At 46.4% G+C, this 22,278-nt stretch carries 21 protein-coding genes; 18 read left to right on the forward strand and 3 right to left on the reverse strand.

The genetic code is table 11. The features are described 5' to 3' along the window. Positions 1–64: 64 nt before the first annotated feature. The gene (locus AC0VYE_RS00260) at positions 65–937 is read right to left on the reverse strand and encodes a phosphotransferase (protein WP_475445356.1); all 873 of its coding nucleotides are present in this window, start codon (positions 935–937) and stop codon (positions 65–67) included. A gap of 26 nt (positions 938–963) precedes the next feature. Further along, on the reverse strand, positions 964–1,455 hold the full coding sequence (locus tag AC0VYE_RS00265) for a hypothetical protein (RefSeq protein WP_475445358.1): 492 nt from the start codon (positions 1,453–1,455) through the stop codon (positions 964–966). 155 nt (positions 1,456–1,610) lie between these two features. On the opposite strand from AC0VYE_RS00265, the gene AC0VYE_RS00270 reads away from it, so the two are divergent. The 4 genes from AC0VYE_RS00270 to AC0VYE_RS00285 all read left to right on the forward strand — a co-directional run bounded on the left by AC0VYE_RS00270 (position 1,611) and on the right by AC0VYE_RS00285 (position 5,971). After that, positions 1,611–2,483 carry an SPFH domain-containing protein gene (locus tag AC0VYE_RS00270; protein WP_475445360.1) on the forward strand — a complete coding sequence of 291 codons (873 nt, stop codon included), beginning with the start codon at positions 1,611–1,613 and terminating at the stop codon, positions 2,481–2,483. 12 nt (positions 2,484–2,495) lie between these two features. Next, positions 2,496–2,681 (forward strand): type II toxin-antitoxin system antitoxin, encoded by a 186-nt coding sequence (locus tag AC0VYE_RS00275; RefSeq protein WP_076271291.1) that lies wholly within the window; start codon positions 2,496–2,498, stop codon positions 2,679–2,681. 343 nt (positions 2,682–3,024) lie between these two features. Then, complete coding sequence (gene spoVT, locus AC0VYE_RS00280; RefSeq protein ID WP_054025813.1) at positions 3,025–3,567, forward strand: stage V sporulation protein T; 543 nt, start codon at positions 3,025–3,027, stop codon at positions 3,565–3,567. Positions 3,568–3,694: 127 nt separating this feature from the next. Further along, positions 3,695–5,971 carry a polysaccharide biosynthesis protein gene (locus AC0VYE_RS00285; RefSeq protein ID WP_475445363.1) on the forward strand — a complete coding sequence of 759 codons (2,277 nt, stop codon included), beginning with the start codon at positions 3,695–3,697 and terminating at the stop codon, positions 5,969–5,971. Between the two features lie 154 nt (positions 5,972–6,125). On the opposite strand, the gene AC0VYE_RS00290 is transcribed toward AC0VYE_RS00285, so the two are convergent. Continuing rightward, entirely contained in the window at positions 6,126–6,422 is a 297-nt protein-coding gene (locus AC0VYE_RS00290) for a hypothetical protein (protein WP_475445365.1), read from the reverse strand. A gap of 1,018 nt (positions 6,423–7,440) precedes the next feature. On the opposite strand from AC0VYE_RS00290, the gene yabN reads away from it, so the two are divergent. The 14 genes from yabN to ftsH all read left to right on the forward strand — a co-directional run bounded on the left by yabN (position 7,441) and on the right by ftsH (position 22,044). Continuing rightward, on the forward strand, positions 7,441–8,937 hold the full coding sequence (gene yabN / locus AC0VYE_RS00295; protein WP_475445367.1) for a bifunctional methyltransferase/pyrophosphohydrolase YabN: 1,497 nt from the start codon (positions 7,441–7,443) through the stop codon (positions 8,935–8,937). Positions 8,938–9,117: 180 nt separating this feature from the next. Continuing rightward, positions 9,118–9,390 (forward strand): HU family DNA-binding protein, encoded by a 273-nt coding sequence (locus tag AC0VYE_RS00300; RefSeq protein ID WP_053373361.1) that lies wholly within the window; start codon positions 9,118–9,120, stop codon positions 9,388–9,390. A gap of 3 nt (positions 9,391–9,393) precedes the next feature. Continuing rightward, the gene (locus AC0VYE_RS00305; RefSeq protein ID WP_076271293.1) at positions 9,394–9,684 is read left to right on the forward strand and encodes an RNA-binding S4 domain-containing protein; all 291 of its coding nucleotides are present in this window, start codon (positions 9,394–9,396) and stop codon (positions 9,682–9,684) included. 130 nt (positions 9,685–9,814) lie between these two features. Beyond that, positions 9,815–10,558, forward strand: coding sequence for a DUF7847 domain-containing protein (locus AC0VYE_RS00310; RefSeq protein ID WP_475445369.1), 744 nt, complete (start codon positions 9,815–9,817; stop codon positions 10,556–10,558). 166 nt (positions 10,559–10,724) lie between these two features. Beyond that, positions 10,725–11,012 (forward strand): sporulation protein YabP, encoded by a 288-nt coding sequence (gene yabP / locus AC0VYE_RS00315; protein ID WP_076271295.1) that lies wholly within the window; start codon positions 10,725–10,727, stop codon positions 11,010–11,012. Continuing rightward, the gene (gene yabQ / locus AC0VYE_RS00320; protein ID WP_475445371.1) at positions 11,009–11,617 is read left to right on the forward strand and encodes a spore cortex biosynthesis protein YabQ; all 609 of its coding nucleotides are present in this window, start codon (positions 11,009–11,011) and stop codon (positions 11,615–11,617) included. The genes yabP and yabQ overlap by 4 nt, the downstream gene beginning before the upstream one ends. 8 nt (positions 11,618–11,625) lie before the next feature. Further along, complete coding sequence (locus AC0VYE_RS00325; RefSeq protein ID WP_076271297.1) at positions 11,626–11,934, forward strand: FtsB family cell division protein; 309 nt, start codon at positions 11,626–11,628, stop codon at positions 11,932–11,934. Between the two features lie 148 nt (positions 11,935–12,082). Further along, positions 12,083–12,604 carry a S1 domain-containing RNA-binding protein gene (locus AC0VYE_RS00330; RefSeq protein WP_475445373.1) on the forward strand — a complete coding sequence of 174 codons (522 nt, stop codon included), beginning with the start codon at positions 12,083–12,085 and terminating at the stop codon, positions 12,602–12,604. A 503-nt stretch (positions 12,605–13,107) separates the two neighbouring features. Continuing rightward, complete coding sequence (gene spoIIE / locus AC0VYE_RS00335) at positions 13,108–15,600, forward strand: stage II sporulation protein E (protein WP_076271299.1); 2,493 nt, start codon at positions 13,108–13,110, stop codon at positions 15,598–15,600. Between the two features lie 674 nt (positions 15,601–16,274). After that, a complete protein-coding gene (locus AC0VYE_RS00340) occupies positions 16,275–17,000 on the forward strand; it encodes a vWA domain-containing protein (RefSeq protein WP_441885240.1) in 726 nt (241 codons plus the stop codon). Further along, positions 16,984–17,907 carry a protein kinase domain-containing protein gene (locus AC0VYE_RS00345; protein WP_475445375.1) on the forward strand — a complete coding sequence of 308 codons (924 nt, stop codon included), beginning with the start codon at positions 16,984–16,986 and terminating at the stop codon, positions 17,905–17,907. Before AC0VYE_RS00340 ends, AC0VYE_RS00345 begins: the two co-directional genes overlap by 17 nt. 39 nt (positions 17,908–17,946) lie before the next feature. Next, positions 17,947–19,359, forward strand: a complete 1,413-nt coding sequence (tilS, locus tag AC0VYE_RS00350; RefSeq protein ID WP_475445377.1) for a tRNA lysidine(34) synthetase TilS — start codon at positions 17,947–17,949, stop codon at positions 19,357–19,359. Between the two features lie 49 nt (positions 19,360–19,408). Beyond that, on the forward strand, positions 19,409–19,948 hold the full coding sequence (hpt, locus tag AC0VYE_RS00355) for a hypoxanthine phosphoribosyltransferase (RefSeq protein ID WP_076271303.1): 540 nt from the start codon (positions 19,409–19,411) through the stop codon (positions 19,946–19,948). Between the two features lie 98 nt (positions 19,949–20,046). Next, the gene (gene ftsH, locus AC0VYE_RS00360; protein ID WP_475445379.1) at positions 20,047–22,044 is read left to right on the forward strand and encodes an ATP-dependent zinc metalloprotease FtsH; all 1,998 of its coding nucleotides are present in this window, start codon (positions 20,047–20,049) and stop codon (positions 22,042–22,044) included. Positions 22,045–22,278 lie beyond the last annotated feature (234 nt).

Here is a 22,278-nt window from a genome sequence, read left to right on the forward strand (position 1 = left end):
CTTTATGAGAGGCGCTTTTTTCTTTGTGATGTTAGAGCTGTTTTTGAGCTGTGATGATAGTGGTTTATTCATTGCTTATTAAGGACTTCCAGTAACGCCATGCTTGTAAGTAGTCGTCTATATCGTGAGGGTGGTGCTTGAGGCAAATGCCTAAACGGTAATAGAGCTGAATGATCACTTCTTCAATTAGCCTTGATTGATCAGCATCCGATTGATTAAGCATAACGAATGCAGGCATTAACGTCTCTATGCTCAAGTCATCAGGTGAGGAACAGAATGCATAAAGCAAGTCATAGAGCGGAGGTCCGATTATTGGTGAAGGATCGATAACGCCAATTAACTCGTTATGACTAAAGATAAAGTTGTGAACGCCGCAGTCGCCGTGAAGCAAAAATTTTCCCTGAGATTCGCTCATCGTTGCTTCCTTTAAAAGTGACTTTACAAGGGTATGATCCTCTAATGGCAAGCGGTCGCCGATATAGCTTCGAGCGTAATCGATGTTCTCCTCCATAAATTCTCGCCATGTATCGCGGGGATTCTCCAGCCAATCACCCCATTTCTGTGATGGTGAGCAGCTTATGTAATGCTGAATAAGTCCGCTCACTAAAGCCTTCAACCATTGCTCCTTAGAGCCGACAATATAATCGGTTGAACCCTTGAGAAATGTATAAACGATATATGTTTTATCTGGAGCGGTGTAAGTAAGCTTAGGCAATAGAGGGGCATCTGGATATGTTTTTTTATATTGTTCAACTAAAGAAAGTGCAACTGGCTGATCGAGCTTTAGCACATATTTGGGTGATTCATCGACTTTAATGAGGTATACAAGACCTTCCGTCGTTCCGTCCATTTGTTTATGGACTTCGGACTGTTTTTCAATGGCACCTATATGCCGAAGGTTTTCGATAATTTGCTGTACATCGTTCTTTATTTTCATTTAAATCCCCCTGTATATGGAATGATTTATGCTTCATCTGGTGAAGTGCTTTTATATTTCTTAGTCCAGCTTTTACGCCACTCTTGATAAGACATTCCTTGAATATCTTCTAAATTTTTGCCGTCTATAGACCAATACCCGCCGTCTGTAGTGTCTCCGGTTGGAAATGAAGTTCCTCCTATGGGCTGACCATCAGCCAAATAAACAAAAACATCTACCTTATCTTTGCTTAGCGGGTGGTTCGTTACGGTAAATTTCTGTATATGAATCGTTTTTCCAATATAATCGGAGGGGTTCACCCGCTGCAACCCCCAGTACATCATATAGGGCAATACTGATAATTTCTGTTCGGTAAGCTCGTAGCTCTCAACTTGCCCATCTTTTGAGCTGATTCGATATCCTTTTTCTTCAAGATAGCTTCGAGAAATGGATTGCTCTGACGTTGTTTTGGTTTCTCCTGTACAACCGATCGACAAGGAAAGCAGAAATAGGATTAATAAATATTTCAATGTATTCATCCCTTCTTTATCTCTTTGCTTTTTGTGACGAAGCAGCAGCTGCCTTTGTTGCAAAAAGAGGTTGGATGTAAAAAGAATTAATTGCTTATATATGTAAAAAGTGATATCATATTTATATCAAAACAATATACAAAAAGATGAAGGAGTGGGGTTTAATGAACGAGAAGAAAGCCTGGTATGTTAGCGGATACATGGCATTGCTGTTTTCGGTAGTTGCTGCTGCTGGCGGTATTTTTCTAACGATATCGGAAGCATCCAAGGACGGCGGGTCTGGGGTAATTATCGGTGTTGGCGCCTTTTTGATTTTGCTGTCAGTCATTTGTTTATCCTCTCTTACGATCGTTCAGCCGAATGAGGCGAAGGTGGTTACTTTTTTCGGAACGTATATGGGTTCTGTTCTTGAAAGCGGCTTATGGATGGTTCTTCCGCTTACGAACAAGGTTAATATTTCACTTAAAGTACGCAATTTCAACAGCCAAACACTAAAGGTAAATGATGCAGAAGGAAATCCGGTGGAGATTGGTGCGGTTGTTGTATTTAATGTAATGGATACGGCAAGAGCGAGCTTCGACGTTGATAATTATGAGCGTTTTGTAGAAATTCAAAGCGAGACGGCGATACGTCACATTGCCGCGCAATATCCTTACGATGTTTTCTCTTCGGACACGGCTTCCTCACTTAGAGGCAATGCGGATGAGGTAGCAGCGGAGCTAGGCAATGAGTTGCAAAACCGTCTTGCAGTTGCCGGCGTAAAGGTGCTTGAGACTCGCTTGACTCATTTGGCGTATGCTCAGGAAATCGCTAGTGCCATGCTTCAAAGGCAGCAGGCGATTGCGATTGTAGCGGCACGTTCCAAAATTGTTGAGGGTGCAGTTGGTATGGTAGATATGGCACTGCGGCAGTTGGAGGAAAACGGGATTAGCTTGGATGCCGAACGGAGAGCGGCGATGGTGAACAATTTAATGGTGGCGATTGTATCTGATCGCGCTGCGACTCCAGTCATTAATACAGGAACTCTTTACGGCTAGAGGCTGATTATTATGGCTAAAGAAAAGAAAGCATTTCCGCTTCGTTTGGATCCCGATATCCATCGTGCTCTTGAGCAATGGGCCGCAGACGAATTCCGCAGCGTCAACGGGCACATTGAGTTTTTGCTCAGAGAAGCGCTTGGCAAAGCAGGCAGGCTCAAAAAAACGAATCAGATGGACAATAATGAAGGTAAATAATATTCAGGCAAAGGGCGGTTATCGATACAAATCGATAATTGCCTTTTTTAATCCATAAACAATTAAAAAGCATTTGCTTCTCATGCAAGCAAAAGGGAGAAATGGGGAATGCTGAAAACGAGCTCGGGGAAGCGTAAAACGAAGGCTGGACGATACGTCGACGGCCTTTTTCACAAAGAGATGGAACGTTTGGCTTGAACTGTAGTCCGTGCATAAGAAATTGGGAGCGGATGAATACTATGGTCAGATTCAAAATCTTTTGAAGGAAGTTTCTTCTTCGTTATAAACAAGCTGCAAGAATCCAGTCGATTCAAAATCCTCTAGGAAAGCGGGGCAACAAGAAATGAAAGCAACTGGAATTGTACGTCGCATCGATGATCTCGGGCGTGTCGTCATTCCGAAGGAGATCCGCCGTACACTGCGTATTCGCGAGGGAGACCCTCTAGAAATATTTGTAGATCGTGATGGCGAAGTTATTTTGAAAAAATATTCTCCTATCGGTGAGCTTGGCGACTTCGCTAAGGAATATGCGGAATCGTTATTTGAGGGAACAAATCATGTTACATTGATCACGGACCGGGATACCATAATTGCTGTAGCTGGAGCCTCCAAGAAAGAACTGCTTGATAAGCAGGTAGGCACTGTTCTGGAGAGCTGTATGGAAAATCGCAAGACGCTTGCTGAAGCAAATGGCGGTGCCTTTGAAATTGTGAAGGATACGCAGGAAACTTACAGCTCCTTCGTTATTGCGCCGATCATTGCGGGTGGCGACCCCATTGGAACAGTCGTGCTGCTTAGCAAGGATGAATCGGTAAAAATGTCTACTATGGAAACAAAAATGGCTGAGACGGCAGCGGGCTTTTTGGCAAAACAGATGGAGCAATAGTAAGAATTGTGGCTATAACAGCTTCTTTGATCGAGAAACACTCGATTGGGGAAGCTTTTTCCACGTTTACGATTGTGAGGTATAATAGATACCAATAGAAATCGTGCGATAGGCAGGAGTGAACGGAATGAACCGCAAGCCGGGGGAAAATGGGCAATCGGCGGAAATGCTGGGGCAGGCGGGTAAGCGAAAAACAAGCGTGGGAGTGGTCGAAGCACGCCAAGCTGAGGCTGAACTTACGGAGAGCCAAGAGCGACCTTTTGCCGGCGAACAGTCGCTAGCTAAAGCAGCAGAAACAACAGTTGAAGGACGAGTTCAAGTAGAACGAAGCTCGAAGCAGCATCTCATGAATGGTGTTGCGCTCATGGCGGGTGCGGCGCTGCTGTCAAAGCTGATTGGTGTTTTTCAAAAAATACCGCTGCAAAATCTAGCTGGGGACCGCGTGTTTGGTATTTACAACGCCGTGTATCCGTTTTATCAGCTGGCAGCTGTTCTAGCAACTGCGGGATTGCCAACGGCCGTATCACTTCTCATTGCTGAGAGGCTTCGCAAGGGAGATGATGCAGAAGGCGTCAGGCGAACGTTATACGCTGCGCTTTTGCTGCTTGGTGTGACGGGTATTATTTCGTTTGGCTTGATGTGGGGTGGAGCGAATCAAGTAGCAGGTTGGATTGGCGATGCGGAGACGGCTGGTGCAGTGCGCTCGGTCTCGTTTGCGCTGCTGCTTGCTCCGTTCGTTGCTGCATTAAGAGGATATGTGCAGGGAATCGGACAAATGGGATTGTCTGCCGCCTCGCAAGTTGTTGAGCAAATGATTCGTGTAGGCGTAATGCTGCTGGTGCTTGCATTAAGCTGGTCCGCTGGATGGGCAGATGCATCTGTGGCGTCTGGTGTGATGAGCGGTTCGGCATTCGGAGCTTGCGCATCGCTTTTGCTGCTTGCTATATATTTATGGCGCAGACGCAGCGGGGAGCGGCTTAATCGAATGGCAGGGGCAATACGAGCAGAGATGAGAAAGCTTGCCGTTATTGCACTGCCTGTCGCGCTTGGCGCGGTGGTTGTTCCTGTTCTTGGCGTTGTGGATGCCTTTATGGTTCCTCGCTTATTGCAGGAAGGCGGGGCTTCGGAAGCGGCGGCAATGACATCGTTTGGCGTGTACAGCCGAGCGCAGCCGCTTGTGCAGCTTGTTGTTATGGTAGCCGGAGCGGCTGCGGCGGCGCTCGTACCAAGCATTGCATTAGCGCGTATGCGGGGTGCATACGGACAGCTTCGAGTGCAGCTCTCGCTTGCCGAGAGGGCGGCTTGGGCAATCGGCGCTGCTGCAGCCATCGGTTTGGCGCTGCTCGCGGAACCGCTCAATATGATGCTGTATTCGGATACTCAAGGCACATTCGCCTTCGCTTTGGTTGGCTGCACTGCTCTTGCGGGCAGTGTGAATGCGGTGACGGCTCCTGTGCTTCAAGGGTTAGGCGCTGTACGTATTCCAGCTATTTTGCTGCTGGTTGCAGCGCTGCTTAAAGGCGTAATTAACGCTGTGCTTGTACCCGCGTATGGCATTGAAGGCGCAGCTATCGCAGGCGTCGCGGCGCTAAGCGTGGCTGCTTTGCTTGGGATCATTGCAGTTCGATATGCTGCGTCGGGTTCTGGGGCGGCGCTAGCTGGCGGACGAGCGGGAGTGGAAGGGCGTGTGAAGCCGCGCGAGCGGGTAGTACGAGAGCGGGTGCAGGGGGAAGAGCAGGGACGAGAGCAGGAGCAAGTGCAGGGACGAGTGCGAGAGCGGGAGCAGGAACAAGAGCGGGGACGAGTGCGAGAGCGATGGAGAGAGCAAGGGCAAGAGCAAGGGCAAGAGCAAGGGCAAGAGCAAGGGCAGGAGCGAGTGCATGGGCGAGTGCAAGAACGAGTGCTTGAGGAAGAGGGAGAGCATGGGCAGGAGCGAGTGCAAGGGCGAGAGCGGTGGAGAGGGCAAGAGCAAGGACGAGTGCAAGAGCAAGGACGAGTGCAAGAGCGAGAGCAGGAGCAAGTGCAGGGACGAGTGCGAGAGCGGGAGCGGGAGCAGGAGCAAATATATGGGCGAATGCAAGAACGAGTGCTCGAGGAAGAGGGACGCCAGCCGTCGCATGGACGTGCGGCGGCTGGCACGGTCTTTGCGCTCGCGGTCATGGCCGCGGCGCTTGTTATCGCCGAGCGAGCGCTGAGCGCAGCGCTTGGCGGGCTGCCGCCTAGGGCGGCAGCAGCTGCGCTTGCGCTGACGTGCGTTGCCGTCGGCGCTTGCGCCTTTGGCGCCGCAGCTTTGCGTGGCGGCGCTATCAGCGCGCGCGAATTGCGCGCGTTGCCGGGCGGCGCGGTGCTAGCCGCCCGTTTGCAGCGCTGGCGGCTTATTCCGCCAGCAAAAGATGAGCGCTAGCGCCGCAAGTTGGCGGCGGTGAGCGCTTGTAAGGCAAGTGTTTTTCATGGAGTAATATGAAAAACACCAACTGTCTGAACTGCACAGGTTATCTCGTGTAGATTATTAGGGTTTTCTCTAAAGTTGAGAAAACCTAAGCATCTTTTCAGCACAATCATAGCTGTGCGGCATCGCTTGCAACGGTTGAACATGTAATGATGCCCAATGGCAGAAAGCGCTGCAAAATAAGACTAATAACTAGACTTATTTGTGCAATATTGATCATTCTGAAGCAAATAGAACTAAATTCTAGTTCTATTTCCGACCATTCCGCACTTCTGCTGCCCATTGGCAGAAAGCGCAGCAAAGTAAGACTAATATCTAGGCTTATTTGTGCATTATTGATCATTCCGAAGCAAATAGAACTAAATTCTAGTCCTATTTCCGACCATTCCGCACTTCTGCTGCCCAATGGCAGAAAGCGCTGCAAAATAAGACTAATATTTAGGCTTAATTTGTGGAATATTGATCATTCTGAAGCAAATAGAACTAAAATCTAGTCCTATATCCGACCATTCCGCACTTCTGATGCCTAATGGCAGAAAGTGATACAAAATAAGACTAATATCTAGTCTTATTTGTGCATTATGGAGCATTCTGAAGCAAATAGAACTAAATTCTAGTTCTATTTCTGACCATTCCGCACTTTTAATGCCTAATGGCAGAAAGTGCTGCAAGATAAGACTAATATCTAGGCTTATTTGTGCAATATTGATCATTCTGAAGCAAATAGAACTAAATTTTAGTCCTATCTCCGACAATTCCGCACCTCTGATGCCCGTTGGCAGAAAGCGTCGCAAAATAAGACTAATATCTGGACTTACTTATGCGATTTTGGTCATTTTGAAGAAAATATATCTAATTTCTAGATCTATAACAATCTCTAAGAATCTAGCAATTATGAGCAGAATTAGTAGAGGTTATTGCATAATCATTACATATTTTTATAAATAATTCTGTTAAATAGGTTAGTTTCGCGGGCAATAAATCTGGTTACCAGCTCATTTATTCTGATCAATAACTCTCTCAAATAGATAAACTATTTTACGATTGATACGCTATTGAGACTAAACTATCCGTTATGCCCATATCCCATATTGTTTCCTACGAATTGACTATTTCAAATATGAACATCCAGTGTGATATGCTAATCGCAAGCAATTTTTACGGCTATATTGATGTTTTTGCCAAATTGGTTCATTATTGATTTTTGAGCAAAAATAAACGATGATTAGTCGTGTTTTTATGTATCTGCGCTAGTTTTCGAACTCATTTTTGAATGCATCCGAGCTCTTTACCGAACATATTTCCGAACTCGTTTCAATCCCTATAAACGACCCCAAAAGGTCTTTTTTAAGCCGCTGGCATTATAGCTACTCCATCAAATTTCGACCATAATACGAATGAATAGTTAAGGAGGCTTTACCACTATGGCAACCCCATATCTTACTGTTGTTGGGCTCGGGTCAGGTGATCCTGACCAAATGACGCTTGGCGTATGGCGCAGGCTGCAGGCAGCGAAGAAAATTTTTGTCCGTACGGCTGAGCATCCTGCAATGTCGATGCTTCTGGAAATCGGTATGGAATATACCTCATTTGATACTTTGTATGAGCAGCATGACTCCTTTCCGGATGTGTACAAGGCAATAGCCGAGGCGCTTATTTCCGAAGCGAAAAGCATGAGCACAAGCGTGGACGAGCCTATTATTTATGCGGTTCCCGGGCATCCAATGGTGGCTGAACGCACGGTTCAGCTGCTGCGTGAGCAATGTCCGGAAGCGGGTATTGAGCTGCAAATTATCGGCGGTGAAAGCTTCCTTGATCAAGCTTTTATTAGTCTTGGAATCGATCCAATAGAAGGTTTTGCGCTGCTTGATGCAGCTGAATTACAGCCGTCTTTGTTGCAGCCGCAGTTGCATACTCTGATTGGACAGGTGTATGATGCCTTCACGGCATCTGATGTTAAGCTTGCGCTTATGGAGCGTTATCCCGATGACTACGAGGTTGTGGTAGGGCATGCTCTTGGTGTTGCGTCCCAGCAGCAGATCATTCGCGTTCCGCTATACGAGCTTGATCGCACACCTGGTTACGGTAATTTATCGTTGATTTGGGTACCGCGCTCTGATGATGCAGCGCTTCGCAATCGTTCCTTTGAGCGATTGCATGAGATTGTATCTATTCTTCGCAGCCCTGAAGGTTGTCCATGGGATCAGGAGCAGACGCATCAGTCTATCCGTAAAAATTTTATCGAAGAGCTGTATGAAGCGCTTGAAGCTATCGATAATGATGATCCGGATGCCATGCAGGAGGAATTTGGCGATGTTATCCTTCAAGTGATGCTTCATAGCCAAATGGAAGAAGAGACTGGCGCATTTTCCGTCTATGATGTGATACAATCACTTAACGAGAAGCTTATTTTCCGCCATCCGCATGTATTTGGGGACGTTGATGCGAGCAATTCGGAAGAGGCGCTGGTTAACTGGGAACAAATGAAGGCCGAGGAAAAACGGATAAAAGGAACCGATGTTTCGCGTACATCGGTGCTGGATGGCATTCCTCCAGATCTGCCAGCACTCATGAAAGCCTACAAGCTTCAGAAAAAAGCGGCTAAGGTAGGTTTTGATTGGGACGAGCTTGGCCTTGTGCTTGCCAAGATTGAAGAGGAGCTTGCAGAGCTGCGCGCAGCGATAACCTCGCAATCGGAAGAGGAGCAGGCAGCTGAGCTTGGAGATTTGCTGTTTGCAGTCGTCAATGCCTCGCGCTTCATCCACGCTGATCCGGAAGAGGCGCTTTCCCGCACGAACAAAAAATTCCGCAGTAGATTTGAATATATTGAGGAACAGCTTCGTATAAGCGGTAAAAATTTTGACCAGACTGATTTAACAGAAATGGATCGTTGGTGGGAAGAGGCAAAGCGTCAATCCTAGCTTGCAATTCGTCATGAATCGCCTTTATTCCGCAACAAACGCAAAAAATTTTCAAATAGCGGCAGGATTTATTTGCTACAAGGCAGAATAAGTATTCTTCGTGAGAGTAAAAATGGGAAGCAAAGGCGGCGCCACAAGCGTCGACCACAAATAATGGTTAAAAATTAGGAGGATTTTATAATGAACAAAACAGACTTGATCAACAACATTGCAGAAAAAAGCGGTTTGACTAAACGTGACGTAGAAGCAGTACTTAACGGCTTCTTGGGCGAAGTAACAGATGCACTTGCTGGTGGCGATAAAGTACAATTGATCGGCTTCGGTACTTTTGAAACTCGCAAACGTGCTGGACGCACTGGCCGCAACCCGCAAACAGGCGCTCCAATCGAAATTTCAGAAGCAAAAGTTCCTGCATTCAAAGCAGGCAACAAGTTGAAAGAAGCTATCCAATAATCTATGCGATTAGATAAATTTCTTAAGGTATCCCGGCTGATCAAACGCCGTACCGTTGCGAAGGATGTTTCCGAGCAAGGTCGCGTATGGATCAACGGCCGCGAAGCGAAAGCTAGCAGCGCCGTCAAAGTCGGTGATGAGCTCCAAATCCAGTTCGGTCAAAAAATCGTAACCGTTCGCGTTGAGCGAATTGCGGAGACGACCCGTAAGGATGAAGCCGGAGAGCTGTATACCTTGGTGAAAGAAGAGCAACGCCAGCGCGAGAATACGCTCGACTGGGAAGTACCGCAATAACAACAAGGCTGCCTACAAGCATAATACTTGCAGGCAGTCTTTTTTTGTGCCCAATAAGTAGCTTCTAAATTTTACGAGATTCGCTGTTTCAACCTCATAAATTATGTCTATATACTCGGAGGACTATTCGATGAATCATCTGCAGCTGCCCATTCCCGAGTATCGGCGAAAGGGTTTTTCGTTGCTTGCGCATGCTTGTGCTCTCTATTTCAAAAACATTGTACCCATTCTATTTTTAACAGCGTTAATAACGATTCCGGTTGAGGTTATTAAAAACTATTACTATTTTGAACCAGAAGACGGCTTTATTTATATGCCCGCCAACAGGATGGACAGTGTGACCATTTTATTTTTCCTATGTATCATCACGCCGATGATTATTTATTACATACTTGGTAAAATGACGGGGAATAGCAGTGGCATTGTGCAGCCCATTCTGTGGGGGCTTCGCAAATGGCCGCGCATGATTGTGTATACTTTTCTACACGGCGTCATTGTAATTGCGGGATTTATCGTATTTATTGTTCCGGGTTTCTTGTTTGCTGTATGGCTGATGCTGATGCCTATTATTGTTTCTATTGCTGATACATCGCGGATAAATCCGATGACAGTTAGCCGTGATTTGGCACGCGGGCGTTATTTCAAGCTTGTAGGCTATGCGATTGGCGGATACGTTATGATCATAGTGCTTACCAGCATTATCGTTTTTATTTTCTCTCTCTATGTGAATCAATCATGGATAACCGCGACGATATTTGATTTATGCTATAGCCTATTCAACCAGTTGGTAACCATTGTACTATTGTTAGTTTTTTTACAGGTATATACAGAAAGAAACGACGACGCGCTGAATGCTATGAATCAAGCAGATTAGGTTCTAATTCTCGTCCACGGCCCATAAGCTAGTCTTAACATATAAGACAGGATAAGCTTTGCGCCTATGCCCTTCTTATATTTGAACGCGAAACGTATGCTGCGCCGCACTAGCTCGGCTGTAGCCGTTTACGCCAAGACATGTTAACGAAGCGGAGGACGAGTCTATGGTTGACCAAGGCAAGGGGCAGAAGCGTCAGGAAGTCAAAATGCTAAATCGCAAGCTGCTGGAGCTTACCGGCGTCGTAAACGTAGAGAGCTTTGACAGCGAAGAGTTTTTACTCGAAACAGAGCTTGGCTTCTTGGAGGTTAAGGGCCAAAATTTGCATATGAAGCTTCTTAGCCTTGAACAGGGAATGGTAACTATTGAAGGACTCGTCCATTCGCTCGCCTATATGGACAGCAACAATTCCTCCTCTAAATCCAAAGGGTTGTTCGGGAAGCTATTTAAGTGACGCTTAATATGCAATGGTTAACGATGGCGGTCATGCTATTATCAGGCCTTGGCATGGGAACAGTATTCGACGGCTACCGAGTCGTGACGAATGAGCTCAAGCTTCCGCGCTGGTGGCTTCCGGTGCTTGATGTCGTTTACTGGATGGCAGCAGCATTGATCGTCTTTCGGGTACTGTACGCTAGCAACAATGGCGAGGTGCGAGCGTACGTTTTTATCGGACTGGCTATTGGGATGGTCATCTATTATTTCTTTTTTAGCAGAATCGTTATTCAAGTTGTAAAATGGATCATCGGAGCCGTTCGCAAACTAATCCAAATTGTGCTAAAATGCCTGGATATTCTTATCGTTAAGCCGATTTTACTGCTCTATAAGTTGGTAAAGGTAATTTTGGCATTTGGGTCTGCGCTCACTATTTTCACTCTAAAAATTGTGATACAATTAGTCCGTCCATTTTGGAAATTGTTTGTTTGGATGGCAGGTCCAGTCATTCGTCCGCTTGGACGGTGGCTATCGCGCTACGCTGCCAAATGGCAATTAGTTGGCAAGCTGAGAGGATTTGGACAACGAATAGCTCGATTGTGGAGCAAATGGTTTAGGGGGTAACACCGCTCATGGCAAAAGCAGCTGAGAATAAAACGCCAGGGAATGCTGGCACAAAACGCCGGTTCAAACTATGGATGATGTTCATCGTGCTATTTATGGGCTGGGCGGGGTATACAATTTTTGGCCAAATGCAGCAGAAGAACGCAACAGGTTTGAAGCTGACTACAATTCAAGATAAGCTTGATGTTACCACCAAAGAAACCGAGGAGCTTAAACGTCAAATTGAACGATTAAACGACCCAGAATATATCGAACAGCTAGCAACAAAAGAGCAGGGCATGGTAAAGAAGGGCGAGCAGCAAATTTTCAGTGACTAATTAGGGCGTCAATTCGGGTGAACGTCTGTTGACCTTACTTGAACGGTTCGGTTATAATCACGTTAATAGCGTTTTCGCAAAACTTTTAGCATATGCTTATGAATTCAGTTTTGCTTCGCATAACTTTTAGGGAGGAACATTTTATTTTATGGCAATTGAAGTGGGCGCTAAGTTAGAAGGAAAAGTGACAGGCATTACGCATTTTGGGGCATTTGTCGACTTGTCGGGAGGTGTCACGGGTCTTGTTCACATTTCGGAAATTGCTGATAATTACGTCAAAGACGTGAAGGATCACCTGAAGATCGACGATGTCGTGAAAGTCAAAGTGATCAACGTGGACAAAGACGGAAAGATCGGGCTTTCCATTAAGCAAGCCATTGACCGGCCAGAAGGCCAACCAGCGCCACAACAACGCGAGCGTCACAGCGGAGGCGGCGGTGGAAGCACTGGCGGTAGTGGTGGTGGTGGCGAACGTTTCAACCGCGGTGGCGGCGGTGGTGGTGGCGGCGGACGTCCCTTCAACAAGCAATCGGCTGGCAGACCGGCATACGGTAAACCGTCATTCGAGGATAAAGTGTCACGGTTCCTGAAAGACAGCGAAGAGCGCATCTCCTCTTTGAAGAAGAATACGGAGGGCAAACGCGGCGGACGCGGTGCCAAGCGAGTATAAGCTGAATCGTCATAACATTATACATGAAGCAGAACCTAACCGGTTCTGCTTTTTTTGCGTCCAGCTGCACAATATTCCCTGCGATAATAAGTAAGCGCATACAGGTTGCTGTCGAAGCAGGACAATAAGACTGCGTATATGCTGGTGAATGTTTGGACGAGCCTCTAATTGTCACGGTCAATGTCGTTTGTAAAGCGCGCAGAATCGTAAAAAAAATACTTTTCTCTAATCCTCCATCATTCCCGACACATTATAACCTCGATTCGCCATCATTTCGAAAGCACACAACACATATTTTGTTGTCGGACCTGTGTGATTTAGTTGTGCAGGAGGCATTGAAATCCCATACGGGATATATGTTTGACAGTGAAATGACAATGACCGCAATGCCATTTATTTTTGTCGGAAAAAATTTACAATTCAGTTGCTTTAACTGACAAACTTTATGCGGACAACCTCCTATAATGAAAAACACATTACATTCGGAATGGTGGTGTCTGCTCATGGAAAAGGAAAACGCGGTTGTGCTTCCAGGTATGAAACGATTAGGACTAGCTCAGACGATGTTGCAGAAAGGTCGGGAATGGGCGGCTGCAAGGCGGTTCATTCAAGTCATTTTAGCAAAAAAGTGGACGTTTCTACTCGTAGGTGTAGCTTTCTTGCTCGGAAGAGCGGTTATACTCGAATCGCTGATGCCGTTTGCCATTGCTTATTTCGCCGTTATTTACTTTATGAGAAGGGATATTTACCCGTGGGTAGCAATATCCTTAGTAGCCGGGAGCTGGTTTGCAGCTGATCCTGCCCCGATGTGGATTGCGATGGAAATTGCTGTACTCTTTCTTTTCCTAAAGGGATTAGAAACCTACGAGAAGGCAGAACTGTCGACGGCGCCCATTCTTGTGTTCGCATCAACGTTAATGGTGCAAATGTTCAGCGTATTTATAGGGGACGAGCTGAGCTGGTACAATTTCATGCTCGTTGTGGTAGAGGCAGCGCTTGGTTTCGTGCTCACATTGGTGTTCATACAAGCGATACCAGTGCTTACGATGACCAAAAAATCAGCTTCTCTCAAAAACGAGGAAATCATTTGTTTAATGATTTTACTCGCGTCGGTTATGACGGGGGCGGTTGGATGGGTGTTTTACGGAATGTCGGTAGAGCATGTGATGTCACGTTATATGCTGCTCCTCTTTGCTTTAGCAGGGGGCGCGCCGCTCGGCGCTTCGGTCGGTGTGGTTGCAGGACTCATTCTAAGCTTGGCTGATTTTGGTGCAGTCGTTCAAATGAGCTTACTCGCTTTTGCGGGCTTGCTTGCTGGTCTGCTGCGTGATGGCGGCAAAATGGCAGCGGCATTCGGAATGTTGCTTGGAACATCGATTTTATCCATATATGTAGGAAGCCAGGCTGATGTTATGAGCTCAACCTGGGAGTCGGTAGCAGCCGCAACGCTACTTATGCTGACGCCGCGTATTATGATCCGCACGATATCAAGGTATGTGCCGGGTACGAATGAGCACGCCAAATCGCAGCATGATTATGCGAAGCGGGTACGTGAGGTGACTGCAGACCGCGTATCACAGTACTCAGAAGTGTTCCGTCAGCTGTCAAAGAGCTTTGGCCAGCTGGGTAGCAGCGTTACGACGGTTAAAAGGGAGGATGAGATCAGCCATTTTATGAATGCGGTTGCTGAGCGCAGCTGTGCCAGCTGCCATCGGCAAAATGCTTGCTGGGAGGACAAGTTTTTTCATACGTACAAAATGATGACCGATATGATGACGGTCGTTGAGGAGAAGCGGATTCCGTCCCCTAAGGAAATACCGCGTGCGTGGTCGGCGCATTGCGTGAAATCCTCGCAGGTTCTTGTGGATATGAGCCAGCAGTACGAGCTATATCAAAATAATATGCACTGGAAGAAGCAAATATGCGACTCCCGTCAGCTTGTAGCGGATCAATTGCAGGGGGTATCGCAGGTAATGGAGGATTTGGCAAAAGAAATTAAAAGGGAGGGACAAACGCTTCATCTGCAGGAGGAGCAAATTCGAGAGGCGGTGGAAGGACTCGGTTTATCCGTACAAGGAATTGATATTGTGAGCTTAGAGGAGGGGAATGTGGATATAGAGGTGTATCATACGTTTGGACAAGGCTATGATGAGTGCCGAAAAATAATCGCGCCGCTGCTTAGTGATATTTTGGGAGAGCATATTGCAGTGAAATCGGAGCACTCCCCAACGAGAAGCGGTGAGCCGTCCCTGGTCGCGTTTGGCTCAGCCAAGCAGTACGAGGTGGAGACGGGCATAGCTGGTGCAGCTAAAGGAGGAGATCTGCTGTCTGGCGACAGCTTCAGTATGGTGGAGCTTGGAAATGGCAAGTTTGCAGTTGCGATCAGCGATGGTATGGGCAATGGTGAACGTGCGCGTCAGGAAAGCAGCGCGGCATTGTCGATTCTGCAGCAGCTGCTGCAGTCAGGCATGGATGAGAAGCTGGCCGTGAAGTCAGTTAACTCAGTGCTCTTATTGCGCTCATCTGATGAAGTATTTGCTACCGTCGATTTAGCGATCGTTGATCTGTATACGGCGCAAACGACGTTTATGAAAATAGGATCAACGCCAAGCTTTATTAAACGAGGAAATGAGGTTATTCCGATAACTGCGAACAATTTGCCGATTGGTATTCTTCAAGATATTGACGTCGACTTCGTCTCGATGCAGATGCAATCGGGCGACACGCTCGTCATGATGAGTGACGGCATTTATGATGCGCCGGGCCTTGCGGTTAATAAAGAGCTCTGGATGAAGCGAATTATTAGCGAGCTGGCGACAGATGATCCGCAGGAAATGGCGGATGCGCTGCTTGAGAAGGTGGTTCGTCATCATAATGGAGAGATTATTGACGATATGACCGTGCTTGTAGCACGTATCGATAAGCATTTGCCGGAATGGGCATCCTTCCGTTTTCCGGGTGTGACGCGTATGGAGCGTCCAAGGACGGTGAGCTGAGTATTGAAATAAAATATGGACTGTGAAATCATTTATAAATTTAAAACAATGATGAATGGATACTTGAACGGTGAGCTTGTATCTATGATATTCATTGAGCAAGCAGTAGCCTATTTGTTGTCGGCTGACTCACGCTGACAGGAAATGGGCTATTGTTATGGTTTGTTACATAATAGCGAGCGTATAGTACATAGAAGCTTTAAAGTGACAAAGACATGACATGCTCTGTTGAATTAACCCGCGAAGCGGAATTCACACTAATATTAATACATACACGTAGATTTTATTTTTGAAACATCAATTTGTTGTTGCATTCATTTATCACTCAATTACGACCGATGAAAGATAAAGGGGCATATGAAGTTTAGTGATTTTCAACTGTGGTACATAGTAAATGCTCAAACAAAATAGTTATACATATTGCTATGAATATCAAACCTATTTTCAGTGAGTGGACGGATGTGCCTTATTAATACAAGTAATATTGGTTTGTTATATGTGTAAATATCATTTTTTAACTAGTCTAGCTGTTTATCCCTCTCAAAAAAGGCAAAGCTAATAGAAAGGCAAAGGGCGAAGCCTATGCTTACGAAGCTGCGTTTGATTCTCAAACGCTAAGCCTATGCTTACGAAGCTGCGTTTGATTCTCAAACGCTTGAGGAGGGTAAATCATTATGAAGCAAATATTGTTGATTACAGATGGATGCTCTAATGTGGGTCTAAGTCCAGTCATAGCGGCTGCACATGCGCAATCGGAAGGGATTTCAGTAAATGTAGTAGGCGTACTCGATCATGGCGATGTAGGTGAGCTTGGCGCGGCTGAGATTGATGAGATTGCTCGTGCGGGCGGCGGTCTAAGCAGGATGGTAAATATGCGTCAGCTGTCGCAGACGGTACAGATGATGACTCGCAAGACCGTAGTGCAGACGATTCAACTAGCAGTTCAAAAGGAATTGAAGCAGGTGCTTGGCAACGGCTCAATCGAAGCATTGTCACCGGAGAAGCGTGGCGATGTTGTACGTGTTATCGACGAGCTGGGGGAGACATCAAATTTGCAAGTGGCGCTTCTTATTGATGCCAGCGCCAGCATGAAGCCAAAGCTGGCGGCTGTGGAGGAGGCTATACGCGATTTAATGCTCAGCCTGCAAGCGAGACAAGGGAAAAGTGAAATCTCGGTATTTCATTTCCCGGGCTCAAGACATGGGGATGACTGTTTGATGGATTTGAGCTGGACGAGTCACTTAAATGGTGTTCACGCCATCTTTCCGAAACTGCAAATGGGCGGAACCACGCCGACGGGCCCTGCGATTATGCATGTCATTGATTTTTATCGTCAGGGCGATTATGGTAGACAGAGCAGAGACGAAACGGATGGGATGATGAGTGACTACGTCGTTTAAAGTTGATCTTCGCCGTGGCATGGTGGTGGTTGGCAAGTGGAAACAAGGGCGTTACCGGGTAGAGAGGTTGCTTGGAGAGGGCGCAAACGGTAAAGTATATCTCGTACAGCGTGATCGCAGCTGGTATGCGATGAAGCTCGGTTTAGATGCACTCGATCTGCAATCGGAGATCAATGTGCTGCAGTCGATCGCCAAGCAGAAGCAATACGGGCAGGAGTCCTTTTTGTTCGACGTAGATGATTTGTACGGTCCGGATGGAAAGGAATATCCTTTTTATATTATGCGCTATGTACTGGGGTCTAAGCTGGACGATTACCTAAAGCAGCACGGTTCGGAGTGGTTTCCGTTAGTTGGCTTGAATCTGCTGGGCAAGCTGACGAAGCTGCACCAAGCAGGATGGGTGTTCGGCGACTTAAAGGTGGAAAATGTGCTTGTTGCCGATTATGGTCATGTTGAGTTGGTTGATTTCGGCGGGGTGACTGCAGCAGGCAAAGCCGTTCGCCAATTTACTGAGATTTATGATCGGGGCTACTGGAATGAAGGCTCGCGATCTGCTGATCCGAGTTACGATTTGTTCTCGTTTGGTGTGCTTTGCATACAGCTGCATGAACCAAAACGGCTTCATCAGTTAACGGTGGAGCTATTGCCGCAAAATCGCTCAGCTATGGAGCTCATCCAGATAGCTGAATCCAGCTCGGTATTAAAGCCAGTTGCCGGATGGCTACGTAAAGCTTTTGCGGGACAGTATTCGGACGCGGGTGAGGCTTCAGCGGCTTGGCGTTTACTGATGCATAGACGAGACACGCATAGACCCTCTGCTACACCAGGGTGGTTAAAGGGGCTTGCTGCCCTTTCAGCGGTCTTGCTTGGAACGTCGGTTTACTGGCTCATACGCAATGTTCTGTAGCGGCAGCACGCAACGGGAAGTGAAGGTGAGGTACAACCTATGAATCTGCGAAACGAGCTTGAGAAAACAGCTGCAGACCGCAGGCTTTGGTCGAAAGGGGATTGTATTGTTGTAGCGGTGTCCGGAGGTCCGGATTCGATGGCGCTGCTGCATATGCTGTCTGCTGTAGCGAAGAGCAATGAAATCTCCATTATTGCAGCTCATGTGAATCACGGCTTTCGAGTAGAGGAGTCGGCGCATGAGCTGATTGTCGTTAAGCAATTTGCGGAGCAGCTAGGGGTCATTTGTGAGACGGTAACGTTCGACATGCCGTCTTATATAGAAGAAACTCGAATGAATGGACAAGCTGCCTCACGCGAGAGGCGGTACGGCTTTTTGCATGAAATCGCGACCCGATATGGAGCCTCGCGTATCGCGTTCGCCCATCATGCAGATGATCAGGCGGAAACCGTCCTTATGCGCGTCATTCGTGGGACAGGCTTAACTGGTTTGGCGGGAATTCTCAGTAAAAGAAGAGAAAAAAACGTGGAACTTATCAGGCCGCTGCTTCGTATGAACAAGTCAGACCTTCTGCGTTACTGCGAAGAACACCAAATTCCTTACTGCACGGACAGCAGTAACAAGGAACGCCATTATTTCCGAAACATCATTCGGTTAGATATTTTACCGTATTTATCAAAGCATAATCCGCACATATCCCAATCCCTTCAACGACTTGCTGAAGTAGCGGGAGCGGAAGACGAATGGATGGAGAAACAAACCGAAGCGTTATTTGCGCAGCTCGTTACGTTATCCCCCAATGAATGCGCGATAAGCTGCGACGATTTGCATGGTCTCCACGTCGCTTTACAAAGGAGATTGATTAAACTAATATTAAGTTATCTTTCTAAGGAAACGGAAAAGATATCTTTCGAGCAGATTGAGACGATGAGGCTTGCTGCTTCCACTCATGCGCCTGCAACTTGGCGAATCGATGCTGGTGCCGGCATATGCTGCGCTCGTGAATATGATAGAATGCGGTGGATTAAAGTGCCACAGCATGTATCCAAAGAAGCGAGTGTCTATTTGTGCGAGGTGGGAAGGGATAAAGCTAGCCTGGCGATCGAGCAATGCGGGTGGACATTTGAGTTTGCTTATACATCAGCGTTAGAAAGTTGTAAGCCTGCATCGCGTTATGAAGCCTGCTTTGATGCGTCGGAACTAACGTATCCGCTCGTTGTTCGAAATCGGCAGCCGGGAGACAGAATTCAGGTTTTAGGATTAAATGGTTCGAAAAAAGTGCAAGATATGTTCGTTGACGAGAAAGTTGCTCCGCTGAAGAGAGAGCTGTATCCATTGCTGTTTGATGGGTCAGGCAAATTACTCTGGATTCCGGGCATTCGCAGATCAAGTCATGCGCTTACGGATGTACACACAAAAGACGTGTTATTCATAAGGGCAGGCAACGAATAAGAAGCACTGGTACACTCATAAACATAGTTAAGCGTAGGGGGATTTACACTTGCAGAACGATATTCAAGAAGTATTGTACGACGCGCAGCAAATTGGTGAGAAGGTTAAGGAACTTGGTGCAACACTGAGTAAAGATTTTAATGGGCGTAATCCGCTCGTTATTTGTGTTTTGAAAGGCGCGTTTATTTTCATGGCTGATTTGGTTAAGGAAATTACAGTGCCGCTTGAAATTGATTTTATGGCTGTATCTAGCTACGGACAATCCACGAAATCATCTGGCGTTGTCAAAATTATTAAAGACCTCGATGTATCTGTCGAAGGCCGAGATGTTCTAATCGTTGAAGATATTATCGACAGCGGATTGACGCTTAGTTACCTAATTGACGTGCTAGAGCGTCGCAATTCGAAGTCTGTTACAGTTGTAACTTTGTTCGATAAACCTGCTCGCCGTACAGTTGAATTGGAAGCAGACTATAAAGGCTTTACACTGCCTGATGAGTTTGTTGTCGGTTATGGACTGGATTATGCAGAGAAATATCGCAATCTCCCTTATATTGGTATTTTGAAGCCGCATGTTTATCAAAAATAATTGCGATTCACCCGTACATGCCCTTCTCCGTACACCTCTATTGTTATGGAAAGTCATGATATGGTAAAATATTTTAAGCGTCTGAGAGGAGGTTGGGGATGAATCGGATCATCCGTAATACTGGTTTTTATTTAATTATCTTTTTGGTGACCGTTGGGATTTTTCAATTTATCAGCAGCCAAAATAACACGACCGTTGGATTGCGTTACGATGAACTCGTTACAGCAATTGAGTCAGGGAATGTTAAAGAGTTAAGTGTTAAGTACGAGAACCAATCTTATTTTGTTTCCGGAAAATATAAAGTGAAACCTGCGGATGCAGAAAACGATCAATTCGTATCAAGGACCGGCGTTAGCGCTGAGGCTAAGATCGCTGAATGGTCGAAGCAGTATGGATTCGCTTATGAGACGAAGGAAATGGATCAGCCAAGCATTTGGCTTACATTCCTTACCTCCATTATTCCGTTTGTCATCATCTTTGTCCTGTTCTTCTTCTTGATGAATCAAGCTCAGGGCGGCGGCGGCAAAGTTATGAACTTTGGCAAGAGCAAAGCGCGGCTTTACGATAATGAGAAGAAGCGGATTACATTCGAAGATGTAGCTGGCGCAGACGAGGAGAAGCAAGAGCTCGTTGAGGTCGTAGACTTCTTGAAGGACCCGCGGAAATTCAATTTAGTAGGAGCTCGTATACCGAAGGGCGTATTGCTTGTTGGTCCTCCGGGTACAGGTAAAACATTGCTTGCACGTGCAGTAGCAGGTGAAGCGGGCGTGCCGTTCTTCAGCATTTCCGGTTCTGATTTTGTAGAGATGTTCGTCGGTGTCGGTGCATCCCGTGTACGCGACTTGTTTGAGAACGCGAAGAAAAATGCACCTTGTATTATCTTTATCGATGAGATTGATGCGGTAGGTCGTCAACGTGGCGCTGGTCTAGGCGGCGGACATGATGAACGTGAGCAAACGCTCAACCAATTGCTCGTTGAGATGGATGGCTTTGGTGCCAACGAAGGTATTATTATTATTGCAGCAACAAACCGTCCGGATATCCTTGATCCAGCGCTTCTGCGTCCAGGCCGTTTTGACCGTCAAATTACGGTTGACCGTCCAGACCTTAAGGGCCGTGAAGCGGTGCTTAAAGTACATGCGCGCAATAAGCCGCTATCCAAGGATGTTAAGCTTGAAGTTATCGCAAGACGTACAACAGGCTTTAGTGGCGCTGATTTAGAAAACTTACTTAATGAAGCAGCCCTCTTGGCTGCCCGTCGTAATAAGAAAGATATCGCAATGGTTGAAGTTGATGATGCGATTGACCGAATCATTGTTGGTACGGAGAAGAAAAGCCGTGTTGTCAGTGATCGTGAGAAACGTATTGTTGCTTACCATGAAGCAGGCCATACGATTGCAGGCTTCTTCTTGGAGCATGCGGATATGGTGCATAAGGTTACGATTATTCCTCGCGGACGTGCTGGCGGATATGTCATCATGCTTCCAAAAGAAGATCGTATGCTTGTAACGAAACAGGAGCTTCTGGACAAAATCACTGGTTTGCTTGCAGGCCGAGTAGCAGAGGAACTGTTTATTGGTGAAATTGGTACTGGTGCATATAGCGACTTTAAACAAGCGACAGGCATCGTACGCAGTATGATTATGGAATACGGTATGAGCGATAAGCTTGGACCGATGCAATTCGGCAGTTCACAAGGCCAAGTATTCCTTGGACGTGATATTGGACATGAGCAGAACTACTCTGATGCCATTGCATACGAGATAGATCAAGAAATGCAATCCATTATTACAGGCTGTTATGATCGTGCGAAGAAGCTATTAACAGAGAAGAGCAAAGAAATGCATTTGATTGCTCAAACACTGCTTAATGAAGAAACGCTCGAAATGGATCAAATCAAACGTTTGGTTGAGACTGGTACTTTGGAAGGCGGTCCTTCTACTGATGCAGTTGAAACAAATGAGCCGACAACCGAGCCTATTATTGAGACGGTTGGAGACGTAAAGGTGCGCATCCAAACTCGTGATCAAGACGAAGCGAAAGCTCCGAACCTTGAGAAACGTGATCTAACAGAAGATCCAGATAAGAACGAATAGTATTTTATGGATATTTGTTAACGATAGTCGCTTTGCTACTTGTAAAGAGTAGCGGGCGACTATTTTTTTCTTTATTAATGTTCGGATTTAGCCTATAATACGTGTATAAACCTCAGATGAAAAACAGAAATGCTCACATGGAGGTTTTGTCCATATTGGTCAAACGTTACATAGATGTTACATGACGACGGTCATAACGTTTTTATGTCACTTTAACTGACATAAGTTATTGAC

This window comes from Pristimantibacillus sp. Z349TD_6 (genome assembly GCF_056173205.1).

What these genes read in the sequence shown, in the direction of transcription:
- AC0VYE_RS00260 (WP_475445356.1), bottom strand. Translation starts at nt 937, where the DNA reads ATGAAAATAAAGAACGATGTACAGCAAATTATCGAAAACCTTCGGCAT.
- AC0VYE_RS00265 (WP_475445358.1), bottom strand. Translation starts at nt 1,455, where the DNA reads ATGAATACATTGAAATATTTATTAATCCTATTTCTGCTTTCCTTGTCG.
- AC0VYE_RS00270 (WP_475445360.1), top strand. Translation starts at nt 1,611, where the DNA reads ATGAACGAGAAGAAAGCCTGGTATGTTAGCGGATACATGGCATTGCTG.
- AC0VYE_RS00275 (WP_076271291.1), top strand. Translation starts at nt 2,496, where the DNA reads ATGGCTAAAGAAAAGAAAGCATTTCCGCTTCGTTTGGATCCCGATATC.
- spoVT (WP_054025813.1), top strand. Translation starts at nt 3,025, where the DNA reads ATGAAAGCAACTGGAATTGTACGTCGCATCGATGATCTCGGGCGTGTC.
- AC0VYE_RS00285 (WP_475445363.1), top strand. Translation starts at nt 3,695, where the DNA reads ATGAACCGCAAGCCGGGGGAAAATGGGCAATCGGCGGAAATGCTGGGG.
- yabN (WP_475445367.1), top strand. Translation starts at nt 7,441, where the DNA reads ATGGCAACCCCATATCTTACTGTTGTTGGGCTCGGGTCAGGTGATCCT.
- AC0VYE_RS00300 (WP_053373361.1), top strand. Translation starts at nt 9,118, where the DNA reads ATGAACAAAACAGACTTGATCAACAACATTGCAGAAAAAAGCGGTTTG.
- AC0VYE_RS00305 (WP_076271293.1), top strand. Translation starts at nt 9,394, where the DNA reads ATGCGATTAGATAAATTTCTTAAGGTATCCCGGCTGATCAAACGCCGT.
- AC0VYE_RS00310 (WP_475445369.1), top strand. Translation starts at nt 9,815, where the DNA reads ATGAATCATCTGCAGCTGCCCATTCCCGAGTATCGGCGAAAGGGTTTT.
- yabP (WP_076271295.1), top strand. Translation starts at nt 10,725, where the DNA reads ATGGTTGACCAAGGCAAGGGGCAGAAGCGTCAGGAAGTCAAAATGCTA.
- AC0VYE_RS00325 (WP_076271297.1), top strand. Translation starts at nt 11,626, where the DNA reads ATGGCAAAAGCAGCTGAGAATAAAACGCCAGGGAATGCTGGCACAAAA.
- AC0VYE_RS00330 (WP_475445373.1), top strand. Translation starts at nt 12,083, where the DNA reads ATGGCAATTGAAGTGGGCGCTAAGTTAGAAGGAAAAGTGACAGGCATT.
- spoIIE (WP_076271299.1), top strand. Translation starts at nt 13,108, where the DNA reads ATGGAAAAGGAAAACGCGGTTGTGCTTCCAGGTATGAAACGATTAGGA.
- AC0VYE_RS00340 (WP_441885240.1), top strand. Translation starts at nt 16,275, where the DNA reads ATGAAGCAAATATTGTTGATTACAGATGGATGCTCTAATGTGGGTCTA.
- tilS (WP_475445377.1), top strand. Translation starts at nt 17,947, where the DNA reads ATGAATCTGCGAAACGAGCTTGAGAAAACAGCTGCAGACCGCAGGCTT.
- ftsH (WP_475445379.1), top strand. Translation starts at nt 20,047, where the DNA reads ATGAATCGGATCATCCGTAATACTGGTTTTTATTTAATTATCTTTTTG.